Annotated in this window: 23 protein-coding genes; 8 read left to right on the top strand and 15 right to left on the bottom strand. The window is 53.3% G+C overall.

What is annotated here, in order from left to right; all coding sequences use genetic code 11:
- Together A6M21_RS12165 and A6M21_RS12160 are read right to left on the bottom strand one after the other, a co-directional pair.
- On the bottom strand, positions 1-1,014 hold a 1,014-nt coding region (locus A6M21_RS12165; RefSeq protein ID WP_151191926.1), incomplete at its 3' end, for an AMP-binding protein.
- A 60-nt stretch (positions 1,015-1,074) separates the two neighbouring features.
- Positions 1,075-1,851, bottom strand: a complete 777-nt coding sequence (locus tag A6M21_RS12160; protein WP_066669183.1) for an enoyl-CoA hydratase-related protein — start codon at positions 1,849-1,851, stop codon at positions 1,075-1,077.
- A gap of 301 nt (positions 1,852-2,152) precedes the next feature.
- Here A6M21_RS12160 and A6M21_RS12155 point away from each other — a divergent pair, with 301 nt between their 5' ends.
- The 7 genes from A6M21_RS12155 to A6M21_RS12125 are packed head-to-tail and all read left to right on the top strand — an operon-like array spanning position 2,153 to position 7,885.
- On the top strand, positions 2,153-3,565 hold the full coding sequence (locus A6M21_RS12155) for an OB-fold domain-containing protein (protein WP_066669176.1): 1,413 nt from the start codon (positions 2,153-2,155) through the stop codon (positions 3,563-3,565).
- Between the two features lie 12 nt (positions 3,566-3,577).
- Complete coding sequence (locus A6M21_RS12150) at positions 3,578-4,753, top strand: acetyl-CoA acetyltransferase (protein ID WP_066669174.1); 1,176 nt, start codon at positions 3,578-3,580, stop codon at positions 4,751-4,753.
- Positions 4,754-4,775: 22 nt separating this feature from the next.
- Positions 4,776-4,979 carry a hypothetical protein gene (locus tag A6M21_RS12145; RefSeq protein WP_066669172.1) on the top strand — a complete coding sequence of 68 codons (204 nt, stop codon included), beginning with the start codon at positions 4,776-4,778 and terminating at the stop codon, positions 4,977-4,979.
- A gap of 6 nt (positions 4,980-4,985) precedes the next feature.
- Positions 4,986-5,423 (top strand): MaoC family dehydratase N-terminal domain-containing protein, encoded by a 438-nt coding sequence (locus tag A6M21_RS12140; protein WP_066669170.1) that lies wholly within the window; start codon positions 4,986-4,988, stop codon positions 5,421-5,423.
- Between the two features lie 15 nt (positions 5,424-5,438).
- On the top strand, positions 5,439-5,870 hold the full coding sequence (locus tag A6M21_RS12135; RefSeq protein ID WP_201721890.1) for a MaoC/PaaZ C-terminal domain-containing protein: 432 nt from the start codon (positions 5,439-5,441) through the stop codon (positions 5,868-5,870).
- A 43-nt stretch (positions 5,871-5,913) separates the two neighbouring features.
- A complete protein-coding gene (locus A6M21_RS12130; protein ID WP_066669168.1) occupies positions 5,914-6,741 on the top strand; it encodes an SDR family NAD(P)-dependent oxidoreductase in 828 nt (275 codons plus the stop codon).
- Position 6,742: 1 nt separating this feature from the next.
- Positions 6,743-7,885 carry an acyl-CoA dehydrogenase family protein gene (locus tag A6M21_RS12125; RefSeq protein ID WP_066669166.1) on the top strand — a complete coding sequence of 381 codons (1,143 nt, stop codon included), beginning with the start codon at positions 6,743-6,745 and terminating at the stop codon, positions 7,883-7,885.
- Between the two features lie 6 nt (positions 7,886-7,891).
- Here A6M21_RS12125 and A6M21_RS12120 read toward each other — a convergent pair whose 3' ends face one another.
- The 4 genes from A6M21_RS12120 to A6M21_RS12100 all read right to left on the bottom strand — a co-directional run bounded on the left by A6M21_RS12120 (position 7,892) and on the right by A6M21_RS12100 (position 12,300).
- Positions 7,892-9,961, bottom strand: coding sequence for a sigma-54-dependent Fis family transcriptional regulator (locus A6M21_RS12120; RefSeq protein WP_242868838.1), 2,070 nt, complete (start codon positions 9,959-9,961; stop codon positions 7,892-7,894).
- 974 nt (positions 9,962-10,935) lie between these two features.
- A complete protein-coding gene (locus A6M21_RS12110) occupies positions 10,936-11,226 on the bottom strand; it encodes a type II toxin-antitoxin system RelE family toxin (RefSeq protein WP_066669163.1) in 291 nt (96 codons plus the stop codon).
- On the bottom strand, positions 11,210-11,545 hold the full coding sequence (locus A6M21_RS12105; protein WP_161486056.1) for an AbrB/MazE/SpoVT family DNA-binding domain-containing protein: 336 nt from the start codon (positions 11,543-11,545) through the stop codon (positions 11,210-11,212). The genes A6M21_RS12110 and A6M21_RS12105 overlap by 17 nt, the downstream gene beginning before the upstream one ends.
- A 233-nt stretch (positions 11,546-11,778) precedes the next feature.
- A complete protein-coding gene (locus A6M21_RS12100) occupies positions 11,779-12,300 on the bottom strand; it encodes a magnesium chelatase subunit ChlI family protein (RefSeq protein ID WP_066669159.1) in 522 nt (173 codons plus the stop codon).
- Between A6M21_RS12100 and A6M21_RS12095 the strand changes: the two genes are divergently transcribed.
- Positions 12,213-12,725: a helix-turn-helix domain-containing protein gene (locus A6M21_RS12095; RefSeq protein WP_345788101.1), complete on the top strand. Its 513-nt coding sequence runs from the start codon at positions 12,213-12,215 to the stop codon at positions 12,723-12,725. The two genes, A6M21_RS12100 and A6M21_RS12095, sit on opposite strands and share 88 nt — an antisense overlap.
- Positions 12,726-12,758: 33 nt before the next feature.
- On the opposite strand, the gene A6M21_RS12090 is transcribed toward A6M21_RS12095, so the two are convergent.
- The 9 genes from A6M21_RS12090 to avd form a co-directional block, all read right to left on the bottom strand.
- Entirely contained in the window at positions 12,759-13,115 is a 357-nt protein-coding gene (locus A6M21_RS12090; RefSeq protein ID WP_066669158.1) for a phage holin, read from the bottom strand.
- Positions 13,115-13,828 (bottom strand): N-acetylmuramoyl-L-alanine amidase, encoded by a 714-nt coding sequence (locus A6M21_RS12085; protein WP_066669157.1) that lies wholly within the window; start codon positions 13,826-13,828, stop codon positions 13,115-13,117. Before A6M21_RS12085 ends, A6M21_RS12090 begins: the two co-directional genes overlap by 1 nt.
- A 12-nt stretch (positions 13,829-13,840) precedes the next feature.
- Positions 13,841-14,182 (bottom strand): hypothetical protein, encoded by a 342-nt coding sequence (locus A6M21_RS12080; protein ID WP_066669156.1) that lies wholly within the window; start codon positions 14,180-14,182, stop codon positions 13,841-13,843.
- A 5-nt stretch (positions 14,183-14,187) separates the two neighbouring features.
- On the bottom strand, positions 14,188-14,409 hold the full coding sequence (locus tag A6M21_RS12075; RefSeq protein ID WP_066669154.1) for a hypothetical protein: 222 nt from the start codon (positions 14,407-14,409) through the stop codon (positions 14,188-14,190).
- A gap of 13 nt (positions 14,410-14,422) precedes the next feature.
- On the bottom strand, positions 14,423-14,587 hold the full coding sequence (locus tag A6M21_RS18805; protein ID WP_161486055.1) for a hypothetical protein: 165 nt from the start codon (positions 14,585-14,587) through the stop codon (positions 14,423-14,425).
- Entirely contained in the window at positions 14,587-14,778 is a 192-nt protein-coding gene (locus A6M21_RS12070) for a hypothetical protein (RefSeq protein ID WP_066669152.1), read from the bottom strand. Before A6M21_RS12070 ends, A6M21_RS18805 begins: the two co-directional genes overlap by 1 nt.
- A 16-nt stretch (positions 14,779-14,794) precedes the next feature.
- Complete coding sequence (locus A6M21_RS12065; protein WP_066669150.1) at positions 14,795-17,695, bottom strand: fibronectin type III domain-containing protein; 2,901 nt, start codon at positions 17,693-17,695, stop codon at positions 14,795-14,797.
- A gap of 337 nt (positions 17,696-18,032) precedes the next feature.
- Entirely contained in the window at positions 18,033-19,052 is a 1,020-nt protein-coding gene (locus A6M21_RS12060) for an RNA-directed DNA polymerase (protein ID WP_066669147.1), read from the bottom strand.
- A complete protein-coding gene (gene avd, locus A6M21_RS12055) occupies positions 19,036-19,407 on the bottom strand; it encodes a diversity-generating retroelement protein Avd (protein WP_066669146.1) in 372 nt (123 codons plus the stop codon). The genes A6M21_RS12060 and avd overlap by 17 nt, the downstream gene beginning before the upstream one ends.
- Positions 19,408-19,413 lie beyond the last annotated feature (6 nt).

The following is a 19,413-nucleotide window of genomic DNA, read 5'->3' as shown; positions in this document are numbered from 1 at the left end:
ACAAATGGGTCCACCCCATAACGCATCTTCCGGTTTTAGCATGGTAGTCACCGGGCTCATCTCGGTCTGCCCGAAAGCGTCGAACAAGCCCACATTGGGTAGGGCTTTTAGCACCGCTTCTTTCAGGGAGGCAGGCATGATAGCCGCGCCGGTAATAGCCTTGCGCAGGGTCTTCATCTTCTCGCCCGCCCCGGACACCCGAAGCAGGGCGTTCCACATAGCCGGCACCAAAAAGGTAATCGTCACCTTCTCCCGCGCCGCGGTTTCCACCACCGCCGCCGGGTCAAACTGCCGCACCAGCACTGTAGTGCCGCCCAGGAACACCATCATGAGCATGACAGCCATGGCCGCGGTATGATACAGCGGCGGAACGCAGAGGTAAACATCACTGGTGTCGAGCCCTATCTCGATGATACAGTTGACGCTGTTCATGAACTTATTTTTGTGTGTAAGCACTGCGCCTTTGGGACGACCGGTAGTGCCGGAGGTGTACATGATATAAGCGGGGTCGTCTTCGTCCACCGGCACCACGGGTTCGTTCTCATTTCCCGATGCAAGCAGTTTCTCATAATCACAGTATTGTTCTTCATCCCCACCGCCCACCGCTATAAAATGCCTTACACACGGAATTCTTTCACGTATGCCGTCCACCATTTCATGGAATACACTATCATAGATGAAAGCTTTAGATTCCGAGTGATTTAACACATCGGCCACTTCACGAGCGACAAAGCGAAAATTGACCGGCACCGCCACCGCTCCCAGTTTGGCAAGGGCAAAGTAACCCTCTACCATCCCGGTACAGTTGAAAAGCATCATGGCCACCCTGTCCCCCCGTCCCACACTCAGGCCGGCCAGAGCGTTGGCCAACCGGTTGACTCGCCTGTTCAACCCGCCGTAGGATAATCGCCGTCCGTCTTCCACCAGTGCGGTCTTATTGGGGTTTTTCCCGGCCTGTCGGGCCAACATCTCACCAATGACCAACTGCCTGGACAAGATGCTGTGTACTTCCACAACCTTCACCTCTCCAACGTTACTTTTTGCTAATAAAATAAGCCATCGGCCCCGGCGATTTCACTTGCCACGAAAAAAGGGCTTTCTCTTTTGCAGGAAAGCGTTGATTCCCTCGATGCAATCTTCGGTGGACGCAGCCCGTGCCTGCCACTCGGCCTCCATGTTCAGGCAGGCATCCAGATCCATTTCCATGGACCTGCTGAACAAGGCTTTGATCATTCCCTGGGAACGCGGCCCCGCGGCCAACAACCGGGCCAACTTGGCTGCCTCTGACGCCAGTTCGTCGTCCGGTACAACCCGGTTGATCAGACCAATTCGCTCGGCCTCAGCCGCATTAACTGCATCCCCCAGCAGCACCATTTCCATAGCTTTCTTCAGGCCTACCAATCGTGGTAAAAAGTAACTACCGCCGGCATCCGGGACCAAACCCACATTGACAAAGGCCTGAATGAAGCTGGCGGAGACAGCAGCTATGACCATGTCGCAGGCCAGGGCCATATTACATCCCGCACCGGCGGCCACGCCGTTCACCGCTGCCACCACCGGCTTTTCCATCTTGTACAGCGTACGGATAAAGGGGTTGTACATTTCTTTTAGTGCACTGGCCAATCCTGTCGGGTCCCGCATCAAGCCAGCGCCCAAGTCGGCACCGGCACAGAATCCTTTCCCCGCTCCCGTCAAAACCAGACACCTGACGCTGGGGTCGCCCTGCACGCGACCTAACGCGTTCCGCAATTCATCCATCATTTGCCTGTTAATGCTATTCAAACTGGTGGGCCGGTTTAATGTTAACGTGGCCACACCCTCTCTTATTTCGTATAAAATAGTCTGATACATTTACATCGCCTCCTATTGGTCTAATCTTGCCGACCGCTTTATTCCCCATGCCGATACCATTGATGCAAACTGTATGCCTGTGCGTAAAGCGGTAAAATTGGGCTGAAAATTCTGAACCTAACAATAAATTGTCCTGAAATCGGTACAATCGTCCCGTTTAGGGTACGGACAACAACCTGACCCCTTATTATTAACCCTGTACTCCCAAACCCTGTTGGTTTGATTAACCTGGCATGCAATTTGCTGGTTATAGGTGCGAACCAGGTAAACAACGGGAGAACAAAACAAGGAGGTTGAAGCCATGGCGGGCATCACCGCTTACGGCGCTTACATCCCGTTCAACCGGCTGGAGCGCAGGCGCCTGACCGAAGCTTTCGATGAACCGGCACTTCCGGGGGAAAAAGCCGTGGCCAACTACGATGAAGACAGCGTAACCATGGCGGTGGAAGCCGCCCGCAACTGCCTGAACGGCCTGCCGCCGGGCGGCCTGGACGGCGTTTATTTCGCCACCACCACACCGCCCTACCGGGAAAAACAATCCGCCACCACAATCGGCGCCGCCCTTGACGCGCCGGAACTGGTGCGCACGGCGGATTTCACTTCCACTTTGCGCGCCGGCTCGGCAGCGTTGTTGGCGGCCGCCGATACGGTCAACTCCGGCGCCCGCAGCGTGCTGGTGACCGCGGCCGACTGCCGCCCGGGTGCCGCCGGGGGACAGTTTGAACAACTCTTCGGTGACGCGGCGGCCGCTTTGGTCATCGGTAAGGAAAATGTGCTGGCCGAAATTGAGGATTCCTGCACTGTAGCCGGCGACGTTATTACTCAGTGGCGGGAAGCGGAAGACCGTTACGTGCGCACATGGGAAGAGCGGTTCGTCATCAACCGGGGTTACACACCCCTGGTGGCCGGGGCTCTAACCGCCATAGCCGGCCGGAATGGGATTTCCCCGCGGGACATCGACCGGCTTGTGTTATCCGCCCCCTCCCCCCGTTACCAGACAGCCGCCGCTCTTTCGCTGGGATTTCAAAAGCAGCAGATCCAGGACGGATTATTCGATACAGTGGGTATCGCCGGTGCGGCACACGCTCCGCTCATGCTGACCGCCGCCCTGGAGCGGGCCGAACCGGGGGAAAGAATTTTGCTGGTAACTTTCGGCGAAGGAGCCGATGCCATCTTGTTCCGGGTCACGGAAAAGATCAAGCAATTCCATCCCCGGCGCAACACCACCGCCTATCTGCAGTCCAGGAAAAACAGCATGAACTATCAGACCTACCTGCGCTGGAAGAACATGCTGGACTTTGAGCCGCCCCGCCGCCCGGACCCGGACCGGCCGTCCGCGCCGGCCATGTGGCGCAATGCCAAAAACAATCTGGCCTTTTACGGCTCACGGTGCAACAACTGCGGCACCCCGCAGATTCCCGCCCAGAGAGTGTGTGTTCACTGCCGGACCAAAGACCAGATGTCACCCTACCGGTTTGCCGGTATTGCCGCCCGCATTGCCACCTACACCATAGATTACCTTACTTTTTCCCAGGACCCGCCCACGGTGTTTGCGGTAATCGATTTTGCAGGCGGCGGCCGCTTGCTGTGCGAAATGACCGATTGCGACCCGGCAGCGGTAGCCATCGGCATGGAAGTGGAAATGACCTTCAGGCGCCTGTTCAAAGCCGGCGGCATACACAACTATTACTGGAAGGCAATGCCCGGAAGGTAAGGAGGGATAAAGATGAGCATCAGGGACAAAGTGGCTGTGATCGGCATGGGTTGCACCAGCTTCGGCGAGCACTGGGATAAAAGCGCCGGCGACCTGCTGGTGGAAGCCGCTTATGAAGCATTGGCGGACGCCAACCTGGAACCGGATGATATCCAGGCCTACTGGCTGGGCACCTGCGCCTCGGGATGGGCGGGCATCAGCCTTTCCGAACCGCTGAAAATACAGTACCGGCCGGTGACCCGGGTGGAAAACTTCTGCGCCACCGGCACCGACGCATTCAGAAACGCCTGTTACGCCGTGGCGGCGGGCGCCTATGATATCGCCATGGCCATCGGGGTGGAAAAACTGAAGGATTCCGGCTACAGCGGACTGGTGATCACCCCGCCCCCGGGAGACGGTACCGCTCCCAACTATTCCGCCCCGGCCGCCTTTTCCCTTCTGGCCCCGGCTTATTTTAAAAAGTACGGGTTGGACCCGGAAACCGGAAAAAAAGTGCTGGCCCGCATTGCGTACAAGAACCATAAAAACGGGGCATTGAATCCCAGGGCGCAGTTCCGCGCGGAAGTACCCATGGAGAAAATACTGCAATCTCCCATTGTCGCCGCCCCTTTGGGGATCATGGATTGTTCCGGCGTGGCGGACGGATCCGCGGCAGCCATCATCGTGCGCGCCGAGGATGCCCTTAAATACAGGAAAGATCCGGTCTATGTAAAAGCGCTTTCCGTCGTTTGCGGTCCCGGTCACGGCGCCATGCATCAGGACTTCGACTTCACATCGATCAAAGAAACCTGTTATGCCGGACTGGACGCTTACCGCCAGGCCGGTATCACCAACCCGCGCAAGGAAATAAGCATGGCCGAGGTACACGATTGCTTCACCCCCACCGAACTGGTCATTTACGAGGACCTGGGTTTCAGCGGGCGGGGCCGGTCGTGGCGTGACGTGCTGGACGGCGTGTTCGACCTGGACGGGGAACTGCCCGTAAACCCAGACGGCGGCCTGAAATCTTTCGGACATCCGATCGGAGCCAGCGGCCTGCGCATGCTTTTCGAGATGTACCTGCAACTCCGGGGGGAAGCCGGCGCCAGGCAGATAGACAACCCGAAGCTCGGGTTGACCCACAATCTGGGCGGTTTTCCCTGGGAGTCGGTCTGCTCGGTGTGCATCGTGGGCAGGGAGTTGGGATAAACCGGACGGGAGTTGGTAGAATGTGCAAACACAGGTAACCGTTATCCAATACTGTCCATTGGCTGAACGCGATGTGTGCCTTGATGAAATATACCTGGTGGAGGCTACGGGCGCCTGCCAGGTGCATGCGCAGTTGATTCACCGGGAATGCCTGGAGAAAACAGACTGTCCGGACGGGGCGGACTGCCCGTTGCAACAGGAATACAGCGATAACCGGGGGGTGTGAAATAATATGAGCGATGCCGCTGAAATAACCGGAAAAGAGCTGGCCAGTTTCACGCATACGGTGGAGCGGGGCAAAATCCGTGAAATGGCTCTGGCCATTGGCGATGACAACCCGCTGTACAGCGACCCGGAATACGCCGGGGAGCAGGGCTACCGGGATATCATAGCTCCGCCCACTTTCGGCATCTGCATCGATCTGTGGAGCGGACTGGATTTCATCTCACTTTGCCGCCGGCTGCAGCTCAACCTGGTGAAAGTGCTGCACGGGGAGCAGGAATACTGTTACCATGGAGAAATATACCCCGGAGATGAACTGAAAGCCACTTGTTTATTGAAAAATATCACAGACAAGGGGAAAATGCGGGTTATAAGCCTGGAAACACGCTATTACCGGACAAATGAACTGGTATTGGTAGCACGGACTACCATTATCGAAAGGAAATGACTGGAGGTGATCTGCATGGCCAATACCGTTTTTTACGAAGACCTGATAAACATGGAAGTTCTGCCTCCGCTAAAAAAACCTCCCCTTGACCGTATGCAACTGGTCAGATACGCGGGAGCTTCCGGGGATTTCAACCCTTTGCATTATGATGATGAAACGGGCAAAGCGGCGGGCACCGGCGGGGTTATCGCCCACGGCATGCTGCTGATGGGTTTTGCCGGCCAGGCCGTCACCCGGTGGATACCAAACCGCTACCTCAAGCGATTGTCAGTGCGCTTTGTGGACATCACCCGGCCCGGCGACCAGATAACTGTCAACGGCCGGATAACCGGAAAGCGGTTGGAAAACGGCAGGGGACTGATCACCGGTGAAGTTTGGGCCGCCGACCAGCAGGATACGATCAAGCTGAAGGGCATCTTTGAAGCGGAATTACCGGTAAAAGGATGAGACGGCCTGTTGAAAAAATACAAACAAAACGGGAGGGAAAATCATGGACCTTTTATTAAAAGACAAAAACTGTATAATTACCGGCGCCGGCCGCGGTATTGGTAAAGCCACAGCCCTGTTGTTCGCCCGGGAGGGGGGCCGGGTGGTGGTCAGCGACCTGGACGCGACGCCCGCCACGGCAGTGGTGGAAGAAATTAAACAGGCCGGCGGACGGGCCGTGGCCTGTGTGGGCGATGTCACCGCGGCAGGGTTCGCGGAAAAACTCATCAAGACCGCCGTTGACGCCTTCGGCCCCGTCATCGACGTAATCGTCAATAATGCCGGCTATACCTGGGACGGGGTTATTCACAAAATGAGCGACAGGCAATGGGAAGCCATGCTGAAGGTGCATATAACGGCGCCATTCCGGATCATCCGGGCCGCCGCTCCTTATATCAGGGACGTCGCCAAAAAGGAGAAAGAGGAAACCGGCCGAATGAATACCCGCAAAATTATCAATATCTCCTCAATTGCCGGCCTGGACGGAAACTCGGGCCAGGTCAACTACTCGAGCGCAAAAGCGGCCGTGGTGGGCCTGACCAAAACCCTGGCCAAAGAATGGGGCGCTTTTAACGTCTGCGTCAATACGGTAGCCTTCGGATTTATTGAAACCCGTCTCACCCAACCCAAGGAAAAGGGCGACGCCATCAAGGTGGAGGATAAGGACATCTCCATCGGTATTCCGGAAAATGCACGGCAGATGTTCCGGGCCATGATTCCGCTGAGAAGGGCGGGCACCCCGGAAGATGCTGCCAACGCCATTTTGCTCATGGCTTCGCCACTGGCGGATTATATAACGGGTGAAGTGCTGCGGGTGACGGGAGGATTGTAAAATGGCCCTGGATTTGAACGCCGGCGAATATAAAATCTTTCGCGACGCTTTCAAGAAGTTCATCCAGTCGGAAATCGCCCCGCACTATGAGGACTGGGAAAAGGAAGGACTGGTGCCCCGGCCGGTGTGGGAAAAAGCCGGGGACAACGGGTTCCTTTGTCCCTGGGTGAGTGAGGAATACGGCGGCGCCGGGGCGGGATTCGAATACTCGGTCATAATAACCGAAGAGTTGTCCCGGGCCGGCACGCATGTCTTTTTCCCGCTGCACAGCGACATAGTGGTGCCTTATATCGCTTCCTACGGTACGCCGGAACAAAAACAAAGATGGCTGCCGGGCTGCGTCTCCGGCAGAATTATTACCGCGATTGCTATGACCGAACCGGATGCCGGTTCGGACCTGGCCGCCATCCGCACCACGGCGCTCCCAAACGGTGACCATTACGTGCTGAACGGAACCAAGACCTTCATCTCCTGCGGCATCAACGCCGGCCTGGTGCTGGTGGCATGCAAAACAGATCCCCGGGCCAATCCCCCGTACAAGGGAATCAGCCTGCTAGTGGTGGAACACGGCACACCCGGCTTTTCACGGGGTAAAAAGCTGGACAAGATGGGATTGCGCAGCCAGGACACGGTTGAACTGGTATTCGATGATTGCCGGGTACCGGCGGAAAACCTGCTGGGTGAAGAAGGCAGGGGATTTATTTATCTGATGGAGAAACTGCAGCAGGAACGCCTGATCTGCGCCGTCATGGGTCAGGGACTGGCCGAGCGGATGCTGAAATATACCGTTGAATACTGCCGCAGCCGTAATATTTTCGGCAAGCCAGTCGCCTCCTTTCAGCATAATGCTTTCAAACTGGCCGAGCTGGCCACCGAGGTGGAATTGGGCCGCGCCTTCTTAAATTCGTTACTGGAAAAACACCTGGCCGGAGAGCGGGCGGTCAAAGAAGTGTCCATGGCCAAGTGGTGGATTACCGAAATGGCCAACCGGGTGGCCTACCACTGCCTGCAACTGCACGGCGGCTACGGTTATTCCGGGGAATATCCGATCTGCCGCGATTACCGGGACGTACGCATTTTTAATATTTTTGCCGGTACCACCGAGGTAATGAAAGCAATCATCGCCAGGGAAATTGGGTTGTAGCCCCGGCTACAACCCCGCTTTTTTCATCTTTTCGTAAAGGCGGGACCTGCTTATGCCCAGAATATGCGCGGCCTTTGTCTTGTTTCCACCCGCTTCTTCCAGTGCCGCCTTGAGAATTTCCCGCTCGGTTTCGCTCATGCGGCTGCGCAATGAATTTTTCATCCCGGTTTGCTCACCCTCCGTTTTTCTTACCCGGCGCAAATACATGGGCAGATCGTTTGCTTTGATTACTTCTCCGGTAGCAAAATTTACAGCCCGTTCAACCACGTTTTCCAGCTCCCGGACGTTACCCGGCCAGTGATAACTTTTCAGTATCGCCGCGGCGGCGGCATCGATGCCGGTAATCCCGGTGCCCAGAAATGAATTGCACTTGCTCAAAAAGCAGTGTGCCAAAGGAAGGATATCCTCCGGCCGCTCCCGCAGCGGGGGAATATTCAGCGTGATTACGTTAAGCCGGTAGTAAAGATCCGCCCGGAATTCACCCGCGGCTACCATTTCTTCAAGGTTACGGTTGGTCGCCGCCACCACGCGCACGTTTATTCTGACCGGCGCGATCCCCCCCACCCGGTCGAATTCCCGGTCCTGCAGCACCCGAAGCAACTTGGCCTGAAGCCCGAGACTCATGTCCCCGATTTCATCCAGAAAAATGGTACCGCCGTCAGCCAGTTCAAAACGGCCGGGCTTTCCTTCTTTCCGGGCGCCGGTGAAGGCGCCCGGGGCATAGCCGAAAAACTCCGATTCCAGCAGCTGCTCCGGCACCGCGGCGCAGTTCACCTTGATAAACGGACCGTTTCGGCGCGGGCTGGCCATGTGAACGGCCTGGGCGAACAGCTCCTTGCCCGTGCCGCTCTCGCCCCGGAGCATTATCGTGGACAGGCCGCGGGCGGCCTGCAGCGCTTCACGCTTTAAATTCTTCATCACCCGGCTGACCGATACTATGCTCTCAAAAGTGTAAAAGTTACCGGAACCGTTTTTTTGCAATTCCTTACGGTAATAATTCAAACGGTTTTCCAGATTTTCCAGGCGCCGGGCAAGTTCTTTGATTTCCTCCGGATTGCGAAATATTATTTTGCCCACCGCGCCGGCGACGCGACCCTGCTCAACTATAGGCAACCTGGAGACCACGTAATGCGTACCTCCAAACTGCTGCAGCTGCCCGGTTTCAGGTATTCCGGTGCGGGCCACTATGTGCAGCCGGCTGTTCTCCACCACGCTGGTTATGTGACGCCCGATGACCCTTTCCGGTTCCAGCCCCATAAAATCCGCCATTGACTGGTTGATGAAGGTGATTTTACCTTTCGCGTCAACCACTGCAATGCCATCATAAGCGATATCCAGGACGGTTTGTAGCGTGTGCTGAAGCGTGCGTACGCTTTCCAGTTCCACCGCCACCTGTTCGAGTTCGGTCAGGTCCTGAATGATGGCCAGCGCCCCGGCCAATTTTTCATTATCCAATACCGGAGTACAGTTGACCAGCAATTTCCGGCCAGCGAACTCCCACTTTTTGCCCACCTCCACACAGCCTGTTTCCATCACTCTGTGCAGGTCGAGCCCGGGGAACACCTGTCCAAAGGCCAGACCGAGCACTTCCTTTTCCGGAATACCAAGCAGTGATTCAGCGGCCGCATTAAGCATGGTCACTTTTCCCGCATCATCGACCGATACCAGTCCGTTGTGCATGGCCTGGTAGATGGCGCGCAACCGGGCGCTCAGCAGATCCGACTCCCGGAACAGGGCCATGATCATATCCACCTTAGTAAAGACTCCCCGGACCGCCCCGGACCGGTCGACCACCACGCCCATCCCGACAGGGCTCGTTTTCACGGTTTCCACAATTTGCCGGTATGGGGCGCCGGGCTCCACCGTAACCACCCGGCGGGTTAAAAACCCGTCTATTGGCTCTTCCAGGGTTGAACCGGCCAGCAGCGCATCAAAAAGGTTCGTCCGGGTAAGCAGGCCGGTCAGCTGTCCCGCATCGTCAATAACGGGAATGCCGTCCAGGCGGGTTTGCCGGAACAGCTCGACCGCCCTTTTCAAAGTATCACCAGCACTAAGCGCCGGTATATCCGCGGTCATGATGTCCCTCATAAACACTGCTAATCACCGTTTCTTTCTTCATAGAAGAATATCCCTGTCAGAGAATTCCTGCCTCATTGTCCCATGACTAAGGGAAGCGAAGCCAACGTAGAGTCCCCCTCAGTACCTTTTGGAGATGAATTCCACATGATCAGTGTCCCATCCTGCATATCAAGGGGGAATTTCATCAGGGGTTTTGCCAGGGATTATGCACCGTATTTAACTGTTAATGGTATTTGGGGGTCTTAATAGAACATCAATGCACCTTTGCTATTTATTAATTTATGGCGCCAAAGGAAAACCGGGGCTTTTACTTTGCTTAACCTCTCACCTTTCGTTGAAATGCTGGCGGTATTTTGCATACTATTTCGGTTTGTCAAGCCATGTCTGGATTTACCGCGACAGGATTAAGATAATACTTCGGTTGCTCCAGGGTGGCATGGCCCGTCTCCTTCCTCCAGCCATTCAGTCTTTTCAATACATCCCGTCCGGAAATGTTATCCTCGAGGACCACCTTTTTCAGCCCTGTCATGCGGCAGTAACTGAAATATTCAAGGTTAATATCTACTATAAGCTTTTCGGCGCCGGCAATTTTTATCTTTGCGACTTGCCATTTACAACTTTCGTAAAAGTCTTTGAATTTCTCTATTCCATTAGGGTCTTGTACTCCGAAATAAGAAAAAATGTTATGATTAATCTGCCAGTCAATATATATCCCATTCAACTCCAGTGAGTTGATGCACCGGCAGGACCGGCCGTTTGCCTATTACCTGAAGGAGCCAATTCCATGTGAGGTAACGTACCTTGAAAACGGAAAAGAGGTTGTTATTTCAGGCACGCTGCATCTGGCAGGGGACAGGGTGTCCGGGTATGACCGGATTATCGTGCAATCAGAATGTGAAAGACGGGAAATCAACACAAATACTATACGCAGGATTTCCCGGTCCCCAAAATCCAGCGGGAATCCCCATTTACTATAATCTCCTGACTAGTTCTTTATAAATATTTTCCCTACTTCCCACCAGGGCAATTATTATTAATCGGCCTTGCTCGTCTATATAATAGATAACACGATATTCCACTCCTCTAAACTTGCTATGTTGGGAGCGGAGTTCTTTAAATGAGCCGGATAGCCTCTCATTTTTATAGGGGTCTTCTGCGATCTCATAAATCTTACTGTATATAAAATCTCTGAGCGCAGTTTCCATTTTTTTAAGATCTTTAACGGCCCCTTTGGATAACCGGACTTCATAATTTTTCTTCACTTTCGATACTCCTTATAGCATCCACCAAAGGAACAGTTTCCTCTTTAAGCCTTTCTTCCAGGAGTTTATCAAAGGCTTTATTAAAAGCAGCCTTTCGTTCTAGAAGTTCCGTTTTAAGTTTTTCCCCGCAATAACCTATATCTTTTAAGTCTTTCGTAATTAAATCTTCCATCTCGTCAATGATGGTAACTTCCTTTACCTTCAACTCTTCACCATCAAGATAAAACTTTAGCCTGGTACCTTCTTTCCAATTGAATTTTTCACGAATTTCTTTTGGAACAGTGACCTGTCCCTTTGATGTTAAAGTCGTGTATTCCAAAACAGTTCCCCCCATAACGGTAATACCGTAATACTGTAATGCCATAAGAATATTATACCTCAAAGGAATATAAAACAAAAATCATTTTTCCCGCCATCCCGGGTTTCTTTCAACACCTTCCGCCGGGGGGTGTTGCAAAAGAGTCCATTTGTTTTTGTATATTACCACAGTCCCGTCAAAAGTCAGCTCAGCCGCAAGTTTCCGGGGGCATACCCGGCACCGGCGAAACCGCCCTAACTCCGCCAGTATCTTGCCTCCAAACCGCGGTACTGGACGGCCTCGGCGATATGGGCGGCTTCAATCAATGCGCTGCCCGCCAGGTCGGCGATGGTACGGGCCACTTTCAGGATCCGGTCGTGGGAGCGGGCGCTCAGGTTCAACTGCCGGAAGGCCGCCTGCATCAGATTTTGCGCATCCGGGGACAGCCGGCAAAACCGCCGCACCTGTGCCGGTGTCATGCGGGCGTTGGTCGTCGCGCCGCCCAAACGCTCCCGCTGGCGTTCCCGCGCCTGCTGCACCCTTTTTCTGATCACCGCCGACGATTCACCCGGTTCCCGGCCGGAGAGCTCCTGATAATCGACCCGGGGCACTTCCAGCTGCAGGTCGATACGGTCCAGCAGGGGACCGGAAATGCGGGCGGCATAGCGTTGTATTTGCGCCGGCGTGCATGTACAGGCGCGCGATGTGTCGCCCAGATAGCCGCAGGGGCAAGCGTGCAGAGAATATCCTTGACCTTTCTGTGGTTCGGCGGGCAAAAATGCCGCCGTGGTTATTGGGCCACCAGTGGTCAGGAGATAGCCCAGGCGCTCGTTTAAGGCAGGCTAGGGTAGCGAAGAATATGACCATCCGCGACCTGTCAACAGCTACCGGATTATCCGTTACTGCCATCGGGAATTTGGAGGCGGATAAGTTCAATGCTGCGCTGCCTAACTTACGATTACTGGCCAAAGCCTTGGGCGTCCCTATCGCTTACCTGGGCTGTTTTGAAAAATTACCAGAGAACACCCTTGGCCAGCGTATTACCAAAGCCCGTCTATATCATGGCCTTACGAAAGAGGAAATGGCCCTGGCTATAGGCGTGGACCCGAAAACACTCCGCAACTGGGAGCAGGGGAAGCATGTACCCTTACCTCGATATTTTAACGTACTTAATCAGTATTTGAAAGTCCTGGAAGAATAAAAAAGCCCCGGCCTCTTGACCGGGGCATACGTTTTATTGGAGTTGTTTGGCCCACTCGTTCCCGAAAGCATCTTTTAGTTGGCGTAGGGCAGCTTCAATCAGACCTTTGATCTCATCTGCCGTAAGCTTTAACCCGTGCTCCTGCGCTCTGGATGCAAGCCACTCGGCTGCCTTTTGATACTTGTCGGGACCGTGCAGGTCCTTGTAGACCTGCTCTACGAAACGCACTGCCAGGGTAGCAAGTTCCTGCTTCGTTGCCAGCTCTTCCTGAATGCGTTTGACCATTTCGGTCCCCAACCGCCTGCGCAAATATTCCACCGCCAGTGCGGCCAGAACGGGTATAAGTATAGCCAGCAAGTCATAGGCTAGCTGCAAGAGCTTATCTTCCATTATCCATTTCTCCTTTCACTCACGATATAGGTGTTATAACCTTTCGAGCGCAGCTCTGCCGCTAGGCGTTCGGCGTTCTCGCGCTGTGCGAAAGCGCCAACCTGTACTTTATAAATTACATTGTTGGCATCGGCGGCTGGTGCCTGCAGTGGTTCAGGTTGAGGCGCTTGCTCGGCAATATCCACCCCAATAACTTTGCCGATGCCCTTAGCTATTGCCATGGCGCACTTTTCCTGGTATGCGGCAGAAGCCAACAAGCGTTCTTCTTCGAGATTCGAGATAAAGGCCAATTCAGTTAATACAGCCGGCATGCTTGTCTTGCGAAGCACGTAAAAATTAGCCTCTTTAACTCCGCGGTTAGCTCTGCCAGTCGCTGCAATAAGTTCGGCCTGTATAGCCTTTGCCAAAACCTCTCCTTTACCTCCGAACTTGTAGCAGTACGTTTCCGTGCCGTACGCTTGGGGAGCGCCAGCTGAGTTACAGTGAATCGACACAAAATAATCGGCTCCCCACGAATTAGCGATATCGCAGCGAGGCTGAAGGTCCACAAAGGCATCAGTTGTCCTGGTGAGCTTCACACTAAGCCCTGCTCTTTGGAGTTTCTCGGCAACCTTTAGGGCCACCTGAAGGTTAACATTTGCTTCCTTTAGACCAGAATGTCCAACGGCTCCCGGGTCTTTGCCACCATGACCTGGGTCGATTACTATTTTCATGACACGCACCTCCTAAAAGTTTGTTTTTTCAGGCGAACCATCCGGAGCCATCGGTTCACCAGAAATCACATTAGTTTGTGTGGTTTGATAGGTTTCATAGTAAGGTTGTTGTTGCTGTGGAGTTATTGTAAAGCCGCTTCTCCTCGGCCAGGGAAGCGGCAGCCCACTCAACATCTTGCCGCCCACAGCAATCAAGAGCGGGTAACTAAGGACCAGGAAATAATCCACCTGGTTCCCGGACAGGTCACTGGCGAGCGCGAATTTCACCGCTACATACATCCAAACAGGAAGTACCAGCACGGTTACTATGTCCGCCAGGCTCCAGCCATCTGGATCATTCCAAAAACCCCTCATAGCTATCACCGCCTTGCCCTCTCGAGAAGCTCGTCAATCTTGGCCTCCTGGCGGGTAAGGTTAACCTGTATCAATGTCGTAAGGTTCTCTAAGGCCTTGGTGTTATTCTGGACCACCTCGGCCAGGTCGTTGTCTCCCTTTTGCCTAATCCACCTATCAACTAAAAATATCAACCCCGCTACTGCAAACATAGCGAGGCCGTATTGTGCGATTTCAGGACCCGGCATAGATGTCACCCCCTTATTGGACTAAATCTGGCCTTATGTTGTGCACCTCTGCTAAGATGGCTTGCCTTTCCGCTTCAGGATAGGCCAGTACTAGTTCTTCCGGTGTCCCAAGGCCCATATCGCTTTTTGAAATGATAGCCCTCGCAATTACCCTCACAACATAGGGTGCATAAGCCATTACGCTACACCTCCTGTTATAAGATCAGCAAACGCAAGCTCTAAATCCTGTAATCTCACCTGTAGTTCTACATTGGCAGCTACCTGTTCAGCCAAGGCAAGTTCCAGATCCTGAATGCGTTTGTCTTTTTCCTCCTCGCGTTGCCTGGCTGCCCGTAGTGCAGCCAGGTCCGATTTAGCAATTACTTCCATACATGCCACCTCCAGTTTAGTCAAATGCAATGCCAACGCCCAGCACCTCAATGGTGCCTAACGTGTCATTGGCCCATATTGTAATGCGAATATCCAGTCCCCATTTATCTGCTGACCTATTTTTGTTGGTTAGTTCGGCATACTCACGTGCCAAGTATGCTGCGGTGATGTCCTCCCAAACAGGGAATGGGTCAAAAGCGTTGTTGCTGGCCTCAACTTTGAGAACGGCTGGGTTTGCCCCATCTTTAGCGATAGTGTGGTAACCAAAAACTAACACCCGTTCAACTTCCGCAGAGGTTTCAATCGGGGTTTTGAGCCTAAACTGTAGCACGTTGCCCGCCCTGATAATCCGTGGCAGCGTCCACTCGCCGTAGTTCCCTGTTGTATCGCGGGCAGCCATGCGCCAGTAATAACTCTGATTCTGCTGCAGTGGCTCACGCAGAGAATGTCTCACTCGTTCAGTTCCTACAGGGGCTCCTCCAGTTGGCATAGGAACCCAGTTGGCGCCGTCGTATATTTCCCAACCAGCGATGGCGTCTGCGGTTCCTGGCCCGTATTGCTGGCCAGGAATAAATTCGTCTGGTAGAAATTCACCTTTGACCAGCATGAAAGCATCGCAGTAGAACGTTGCGCCTATCACTGATGAGGTTAATACTGCCAAGCGCAGTTTCGCGCAGTCCTGGCCTGTGCGAGCAAACACGGATAAGGTCTGCCAAGATGTTCCGTCCAAGGTAATCGGGTCACTGCCGGTGGACCGCAAATAATTGCCGTTGCTGTCCAGTTCCTCGATTGCCAGGCGAATATATCCGGCACCTTTTACCTTTACTTGAGCCGCATAACTCTTCCCACCTAATACGTCTACCGGGCTTAATTCCACACCTTCATTGGCGGTTGTCCCAGATGTGGTCACCTGTAGGCTGGCAGCTCCTTCGTAGAACTGGGCGGTGGATCTGGCGATAGTTGCCCCTCTGCCAGTAAAACCTGTTGTATCTGCTTCTACGCCGGCCTGATTTGCCGTCAACAGGTTTTGGGTGCTGGTTTCCAGGTCGGCCACGATGTTGGCAAAGTTTACGTCCCTGGCAATCTGCAGCCTGAAGTGCTGGGGATCGCCTTCCGGGTCGGTGCCCACGCCCGCCATAAATACAGGTTGCAGCGGCACCCTGGCAGTATGGACTGGCACAATTGCCGACATTGCGCTCGGACTCAAATTGTGGGCGACGGTAAAGATGCCGCTAACCGCGAAAGGGCCGTCCACCTTCCCGTCATTGGCTTTGACATAAATGCGGTAGTTTGTTCCTTCGGGAACCACGCTTGTATCCCAGGCAAGCATTAAAGCCGTTATGCCGGTAGCAATGGGAAGCAGCGTCGCCCCATCATCCGCCGAATAATAAACGGAATAAGTCAAAGCATCCCCATCTGGGTCGGTAGCCTCCGTCCACTCGATGGTCACGTTGCCGACGACCGTAGAACCAGCCACCGGTGAAACGATGGCCCCTGGTGCGCTGGGAACAGCATTTACTTTCGTGAATGTATATGTTCTGGTGCTCTTGTTGCCGAAACTATCCGTGGCCTCGATGGTTATGGTGTGCATCTGGTTGAGTGCCAGATTGCCCCATGTCGTGAGGTCAATAATAAATTCTAAATCAGTATTTTGCGGCGCTCCGGTTAAAGTCTCTACCACGTTTCCGTTAATCTTTTCCACTACATCTACCGCGTCCCCATCGGGGTCAGACACCTGGTATACAATGCTGAATGGCCCGCTCTTATCTCCTAAGTTCTGGTCTGATCCAGAAATCAGAGGAGCAGAATTCAGATTTACAAAGCAGGCGCGAAAGCCCCCGCTAGAGCTGGCATTGCCACTCGTGTAGTAGAAGCAAGCAAGCCCGGCGCTGCTGAGGCTATAGCTGCCACCTCGGATGAAAACAGGGTTGCTCGAATACGGAAAGCTCGAGCTCGCAGCGGTCCCAGCCCAGTTTAGCCAGCCATAATTGCCGCCAACGTTTGATGCTGTTTCGTTTAGCATCATGCCGTCAGAAAGTCCAGCCGCTGCTGCAAAGTTAGCCGCCTGGGTATCCCCTGAACCCATAGGGAAAACGTCTTTATACTTTGCGTCTGCGTTAACGAGTGACAGGCAATAGGTAGTCAGATTACTGTTCCCGTTGTTCACATAAGAGGCGACGTATTGCCAGCCGCAGCCGACCATGTCAAATACACCGGTGGGATTACCGGTGGTTGATGTCTCGCCCGACGTATCCAAGGAGCCTGTGGTATTCGTTGTGCCATTGGTGGTATATCCTGTATGGTATCCACTGTCCCCGTTGATCTTTGGACGACCCTGCCCAACTGCGTAGGCTAAAAGTGCAACAGCACCCCATTCCGAATTCTTCAGCATGTGGCTGTCTATGCCAGTGGCGACAGTAGCCACGTTGTTCTTGAGGTTCAGGCACTGGTTGAATATGTCGTTTACCGTTATGGTTCGCCAGGATACCTTATTCGGCAAGGAGCCAGGGATACCCCCATTGGCAGTGTCCTGATATGCCTGGTACTTCATTACCCATATTCCGGGCAGTTCAACGGTTCCAAACTTGAATCCAGGATGCTTTTTGCAGACCCGACCGTCAATAGAAGTGGTGTCATCCGTGGTACCGCTGCTGAACCGGATTTTTACTTCGGGGTCATCGGCATACTGTATAGCTCGATAGGTGAAGCGAGGTATCCATACCCAAAGATTGCCCTTGGTGTCCTTTGCGTTGGCCCACATCTTGGGAGGTACGCCGTTTACTGTGTTTACCGGGTCATAGTTATATTGCCAATTAGCCAGGGTTGTCTCCTGAAATGTTTGGCCGGATACGTGGTTGACTGGTTTCCACCCAGCCGGCAGCACTGGCGCATTTGCTACTCCTGATACTAAAGCCATTGATATCCCTCCTGTCAAAACCTAAATAAAGAGCGAAGGATATCGTTCGGCCTGCTACTAGATACCCTTCGCAGCTTGTATTTTTACCCTAAATAGGGAAGGAATAGGGCTCCTTTGGTCTGGTGGCCCTGTGCAAAGGTCCGTAAACCTTTACAATCTCGCTAATAACCAGAGCAGGCGCGAAACCCGATGCTGCTGTTGGCATTGCCATTCGTGTTGTTGAAGCAAGCAAGCCCGGCGCTGCCGTTGCTAAAGTTGCCACCGCGGATGAACACAGGGTTGGAGGAGTACGGGAAGTTGGAGAACGCAGCGGTCCCAGCCCTATCCCTGAAATCTATTATTTTGTGAAGGTGAACTGGTTAAGTATCTTATGGATTAACCAGTAACTGTCTGCATGCCTGGCATATCCCATCCAGCTCACCAAAACCCGCCTTATGTCTTCGGCATCCATCTCACCTGCCTTGTATTTTTCCTGAAACTTTCGCAGCTTCCGCTTGATGCGGCGCTTACTTTCCGTCCGTATCTTCGTATGGGTGGGCCAGATCTTGTAACCACAAAAATTAACCCCGTTTTTAGCAGGGAATACCTGCGTCTTGTGATTAAGCTGCAGGCTTAACTCACGCTTCAGGAAGATCCTGATTTCGTCCAAAACATAGCTTGCAGTTGTCTTGTCTGGCAAGACCATTACAAAGTCATCCATATATCGAACGTACATTTTTACCCGTAGCTGGTGCTTCACGAACATATCTAGCTGGTGCAAATATACGTTCGCAAACCACTGCGAAGTATAGGAACCAACCGGGATGCCTGGGTTTTCCGTGCTATCCAGGATTACTTTAGTAAGCCAAAGCACTTTAGGGTCTGTTATCTTCCGAGCGATGATGTTGTAGATAATATCGTGGTCAATGCTGAAAAAGTAGCTCTTTATATCACCCTTCAGGATATATGGTTCACCCCATATCTGACCAGCTCGTCGCAGGAATTCCTGGACCCGGTAGGCGGCCCGATGCATGCCTTTACCTTCCAAACAGGCGTAAGTATCAAAAATAAAGGCCGGACCGAACACGGGTTTAATGAAATTCCCTACATACCATTGGTGAACCACCCGGTCACGGTATGGTGCTGCCTTAATCAGCCGCTGCTTTGGCTCATATATGGTAAATTCCCGATATTCCCCTGGCCGATATGTTCCTGCCCTCAATTCCCGGGCCAGAGTCAGCAAGTTGCCTTCCAAATCCATCTCAAACTGAATAACTTCGGCAGTAAATCGCTTGCCTTTCCTGCCCTTGTGGTGCGCCGCCAAGAGCGATGAAAATGTTAAAGCTGGCTCAAATAGATTTTTATATGTCTTGGCCAACGGTGGACTTTATCCAGCCGCCGAGAATGCGGCCGATTTCATCGAGGCGACGCGACCACTCCATATAGTTCTGGTTTGAAATGTATCGGTTTTTATGGGCCATGCGGACCAGTACTTTCTGAAGCTGTATCTCTGCATCAATGGCATTAAGCATATCGACCCGCACCTGCCGGTTGTTGTATACCTTGTTAGCCCGTAGGATATACTTCAGGACGGTATACATGCTGTCCTTGATGTGCGCTGCCATGGCGAACTTTTCGGACTTGGGGAATTTCCGCAGCAGGTTATATGCATACTCAATCAGGTCGACGTACTTCTGGTAGATAAGAAGCTGGTTCTGTTTTGTCTGTGGCAAGCTAAC

Source organism: Desulfotomaculum copahuensis (assembly GCF_001655685.1).
In the GTDB taxonomy this organism is placed as follows: Bacteria; Bacillota; Desulfotomaculia; order Desulfotomaculales; family Desulfovirgulaceae; genus Desulfotomaculum_G; species Desulfotomaculum_G copahuensis.
Note: the sequence above shows the minus strand (reverse complement) of the source record. Positions and strands in the feature narration are given on the sequence as shown.

What these genes read in the sequence shown, in the direction of transcription:
- A6M21_RS12150 (WP_066669174.1), top strand. Translation starts at nt 3,578, where the DNA reads ATGAGCATCAGGGACAAAGTGGCTGTGATCGGCATGGGTTGCACCAGC.
- A6M21_RS12075 (WP_066669154.1), bottom strand. Translation starts at nt 14,409, where the DNA reads ATGCCGGGTCCTGAAATCGCACAATACGGCCTCGCTATGTTTGCAGTA.
- A6M21_RS12120 (WP_242868838.1), bottom strand. Translation starts at nt 9,961, where the DNA reads ATGACCGCGGATATACCGGCGCTTAGTGCTGGTGATACTTTGAAAAGG.
- A6M21_RS12090 (WP_066669158.1), bottom strand. Translation starts at nt 13,115, where the DNA reads ATGGAAGATAAGCTCTTGCAGCTAGCCTATGACTTGCTGGCTATACTT.
- A6M21_RS12065 (WP_066669150.1), bottom strand. Translation starts at nt 17,695, where the DNA reads ATGGCTTTAGTATCAGGAGTAGCAAATGCGCCAGTGCTGCCGGCTGGG.
- A6M21_RS12085 (WP_066669157.1), bottom strand. Translation starts at nt 13,828, where the DNA reads ATGAAAATAGTAATCGACCCAGGTCATGGTGGCAAAGACCCGGGAGCC.
- A6M21_RS12080 (WP_066669156.1), bottom strand. Translation starts at nt 14,182, where the DNA reads ATGAGGGGTTTTTGGAATGATCCAGATGGCTGGAGCCTGGCGGACATA.
- A6M21_RS18805 (WP_161486055.1), bottom strand. Translation starts at nt 14,587, where the DNA reads ATGGCTTATGCACCCTATGTTGTGAGGGTAATTGCGAGGGCTATCATT.
- A6M21_RS12130 (WP_066669168.1), top strand. Translation starts at nt 5,914, where the DNA reads ATGGACCTTTTATTAAAAGACAAAAACTGTATAATTACCGGCGCCGGC.
- A6M21_RS12155 (WP_066669176.1), top strand. Translation starts at nt 2,153, where the DNA reads ATGGCGGGCATCACCGCTTACGGCGCTTACATCCCGTTCAACCGGCTG.
- A6M21_RS12095 (WP_345788101.1), top strand. Translation starts at nt 12,213, where the DNA reads ATGTACAGGCGCGCGATGTGTCGCCCAGATAGCCGCAGGGGCAAGCGT.
- A6M21_RS12160 (WP_066669183.1), bottom strand. Translation starts at nt 1,851, where the DNA reads ATGTATCAGACTATTTTATACGAAATAAGAGAGGGTGTGGCCACGTTA.
- A6M21_RS12125 (WP_066669166.1), top strand. Translation starts at nt 6,743, where the DNA reads ATGGCCCTGGATTTGAACGCCGGCGAATATAAAATCTTTCGCGACGCT.
- A6M21_RS12140 (WP_066669170.1), top strand. Translation starts at nt 4,986, where the DNA reads ATGAGCGATGCCGCTGAAATAACCGGAAAAGAGCTGGCCAGTTTCACG.
- A6M21_RS12135 (WP_201721890.1), top strand. Translation starts at nt 5,439, where the DNA reads ATGGCCAATACCGTTTTTTACGAAGACCTGATAAACATGGAAGTTCTG.
- A6M21_RS12070 (WP_066669152.1), bottom strand. Translation starts at nt 14,778, where the DNA reads ATGGAAGTAATTGCTAAATCGGACCTGGCTGCACTACGGGCAGCCAGG.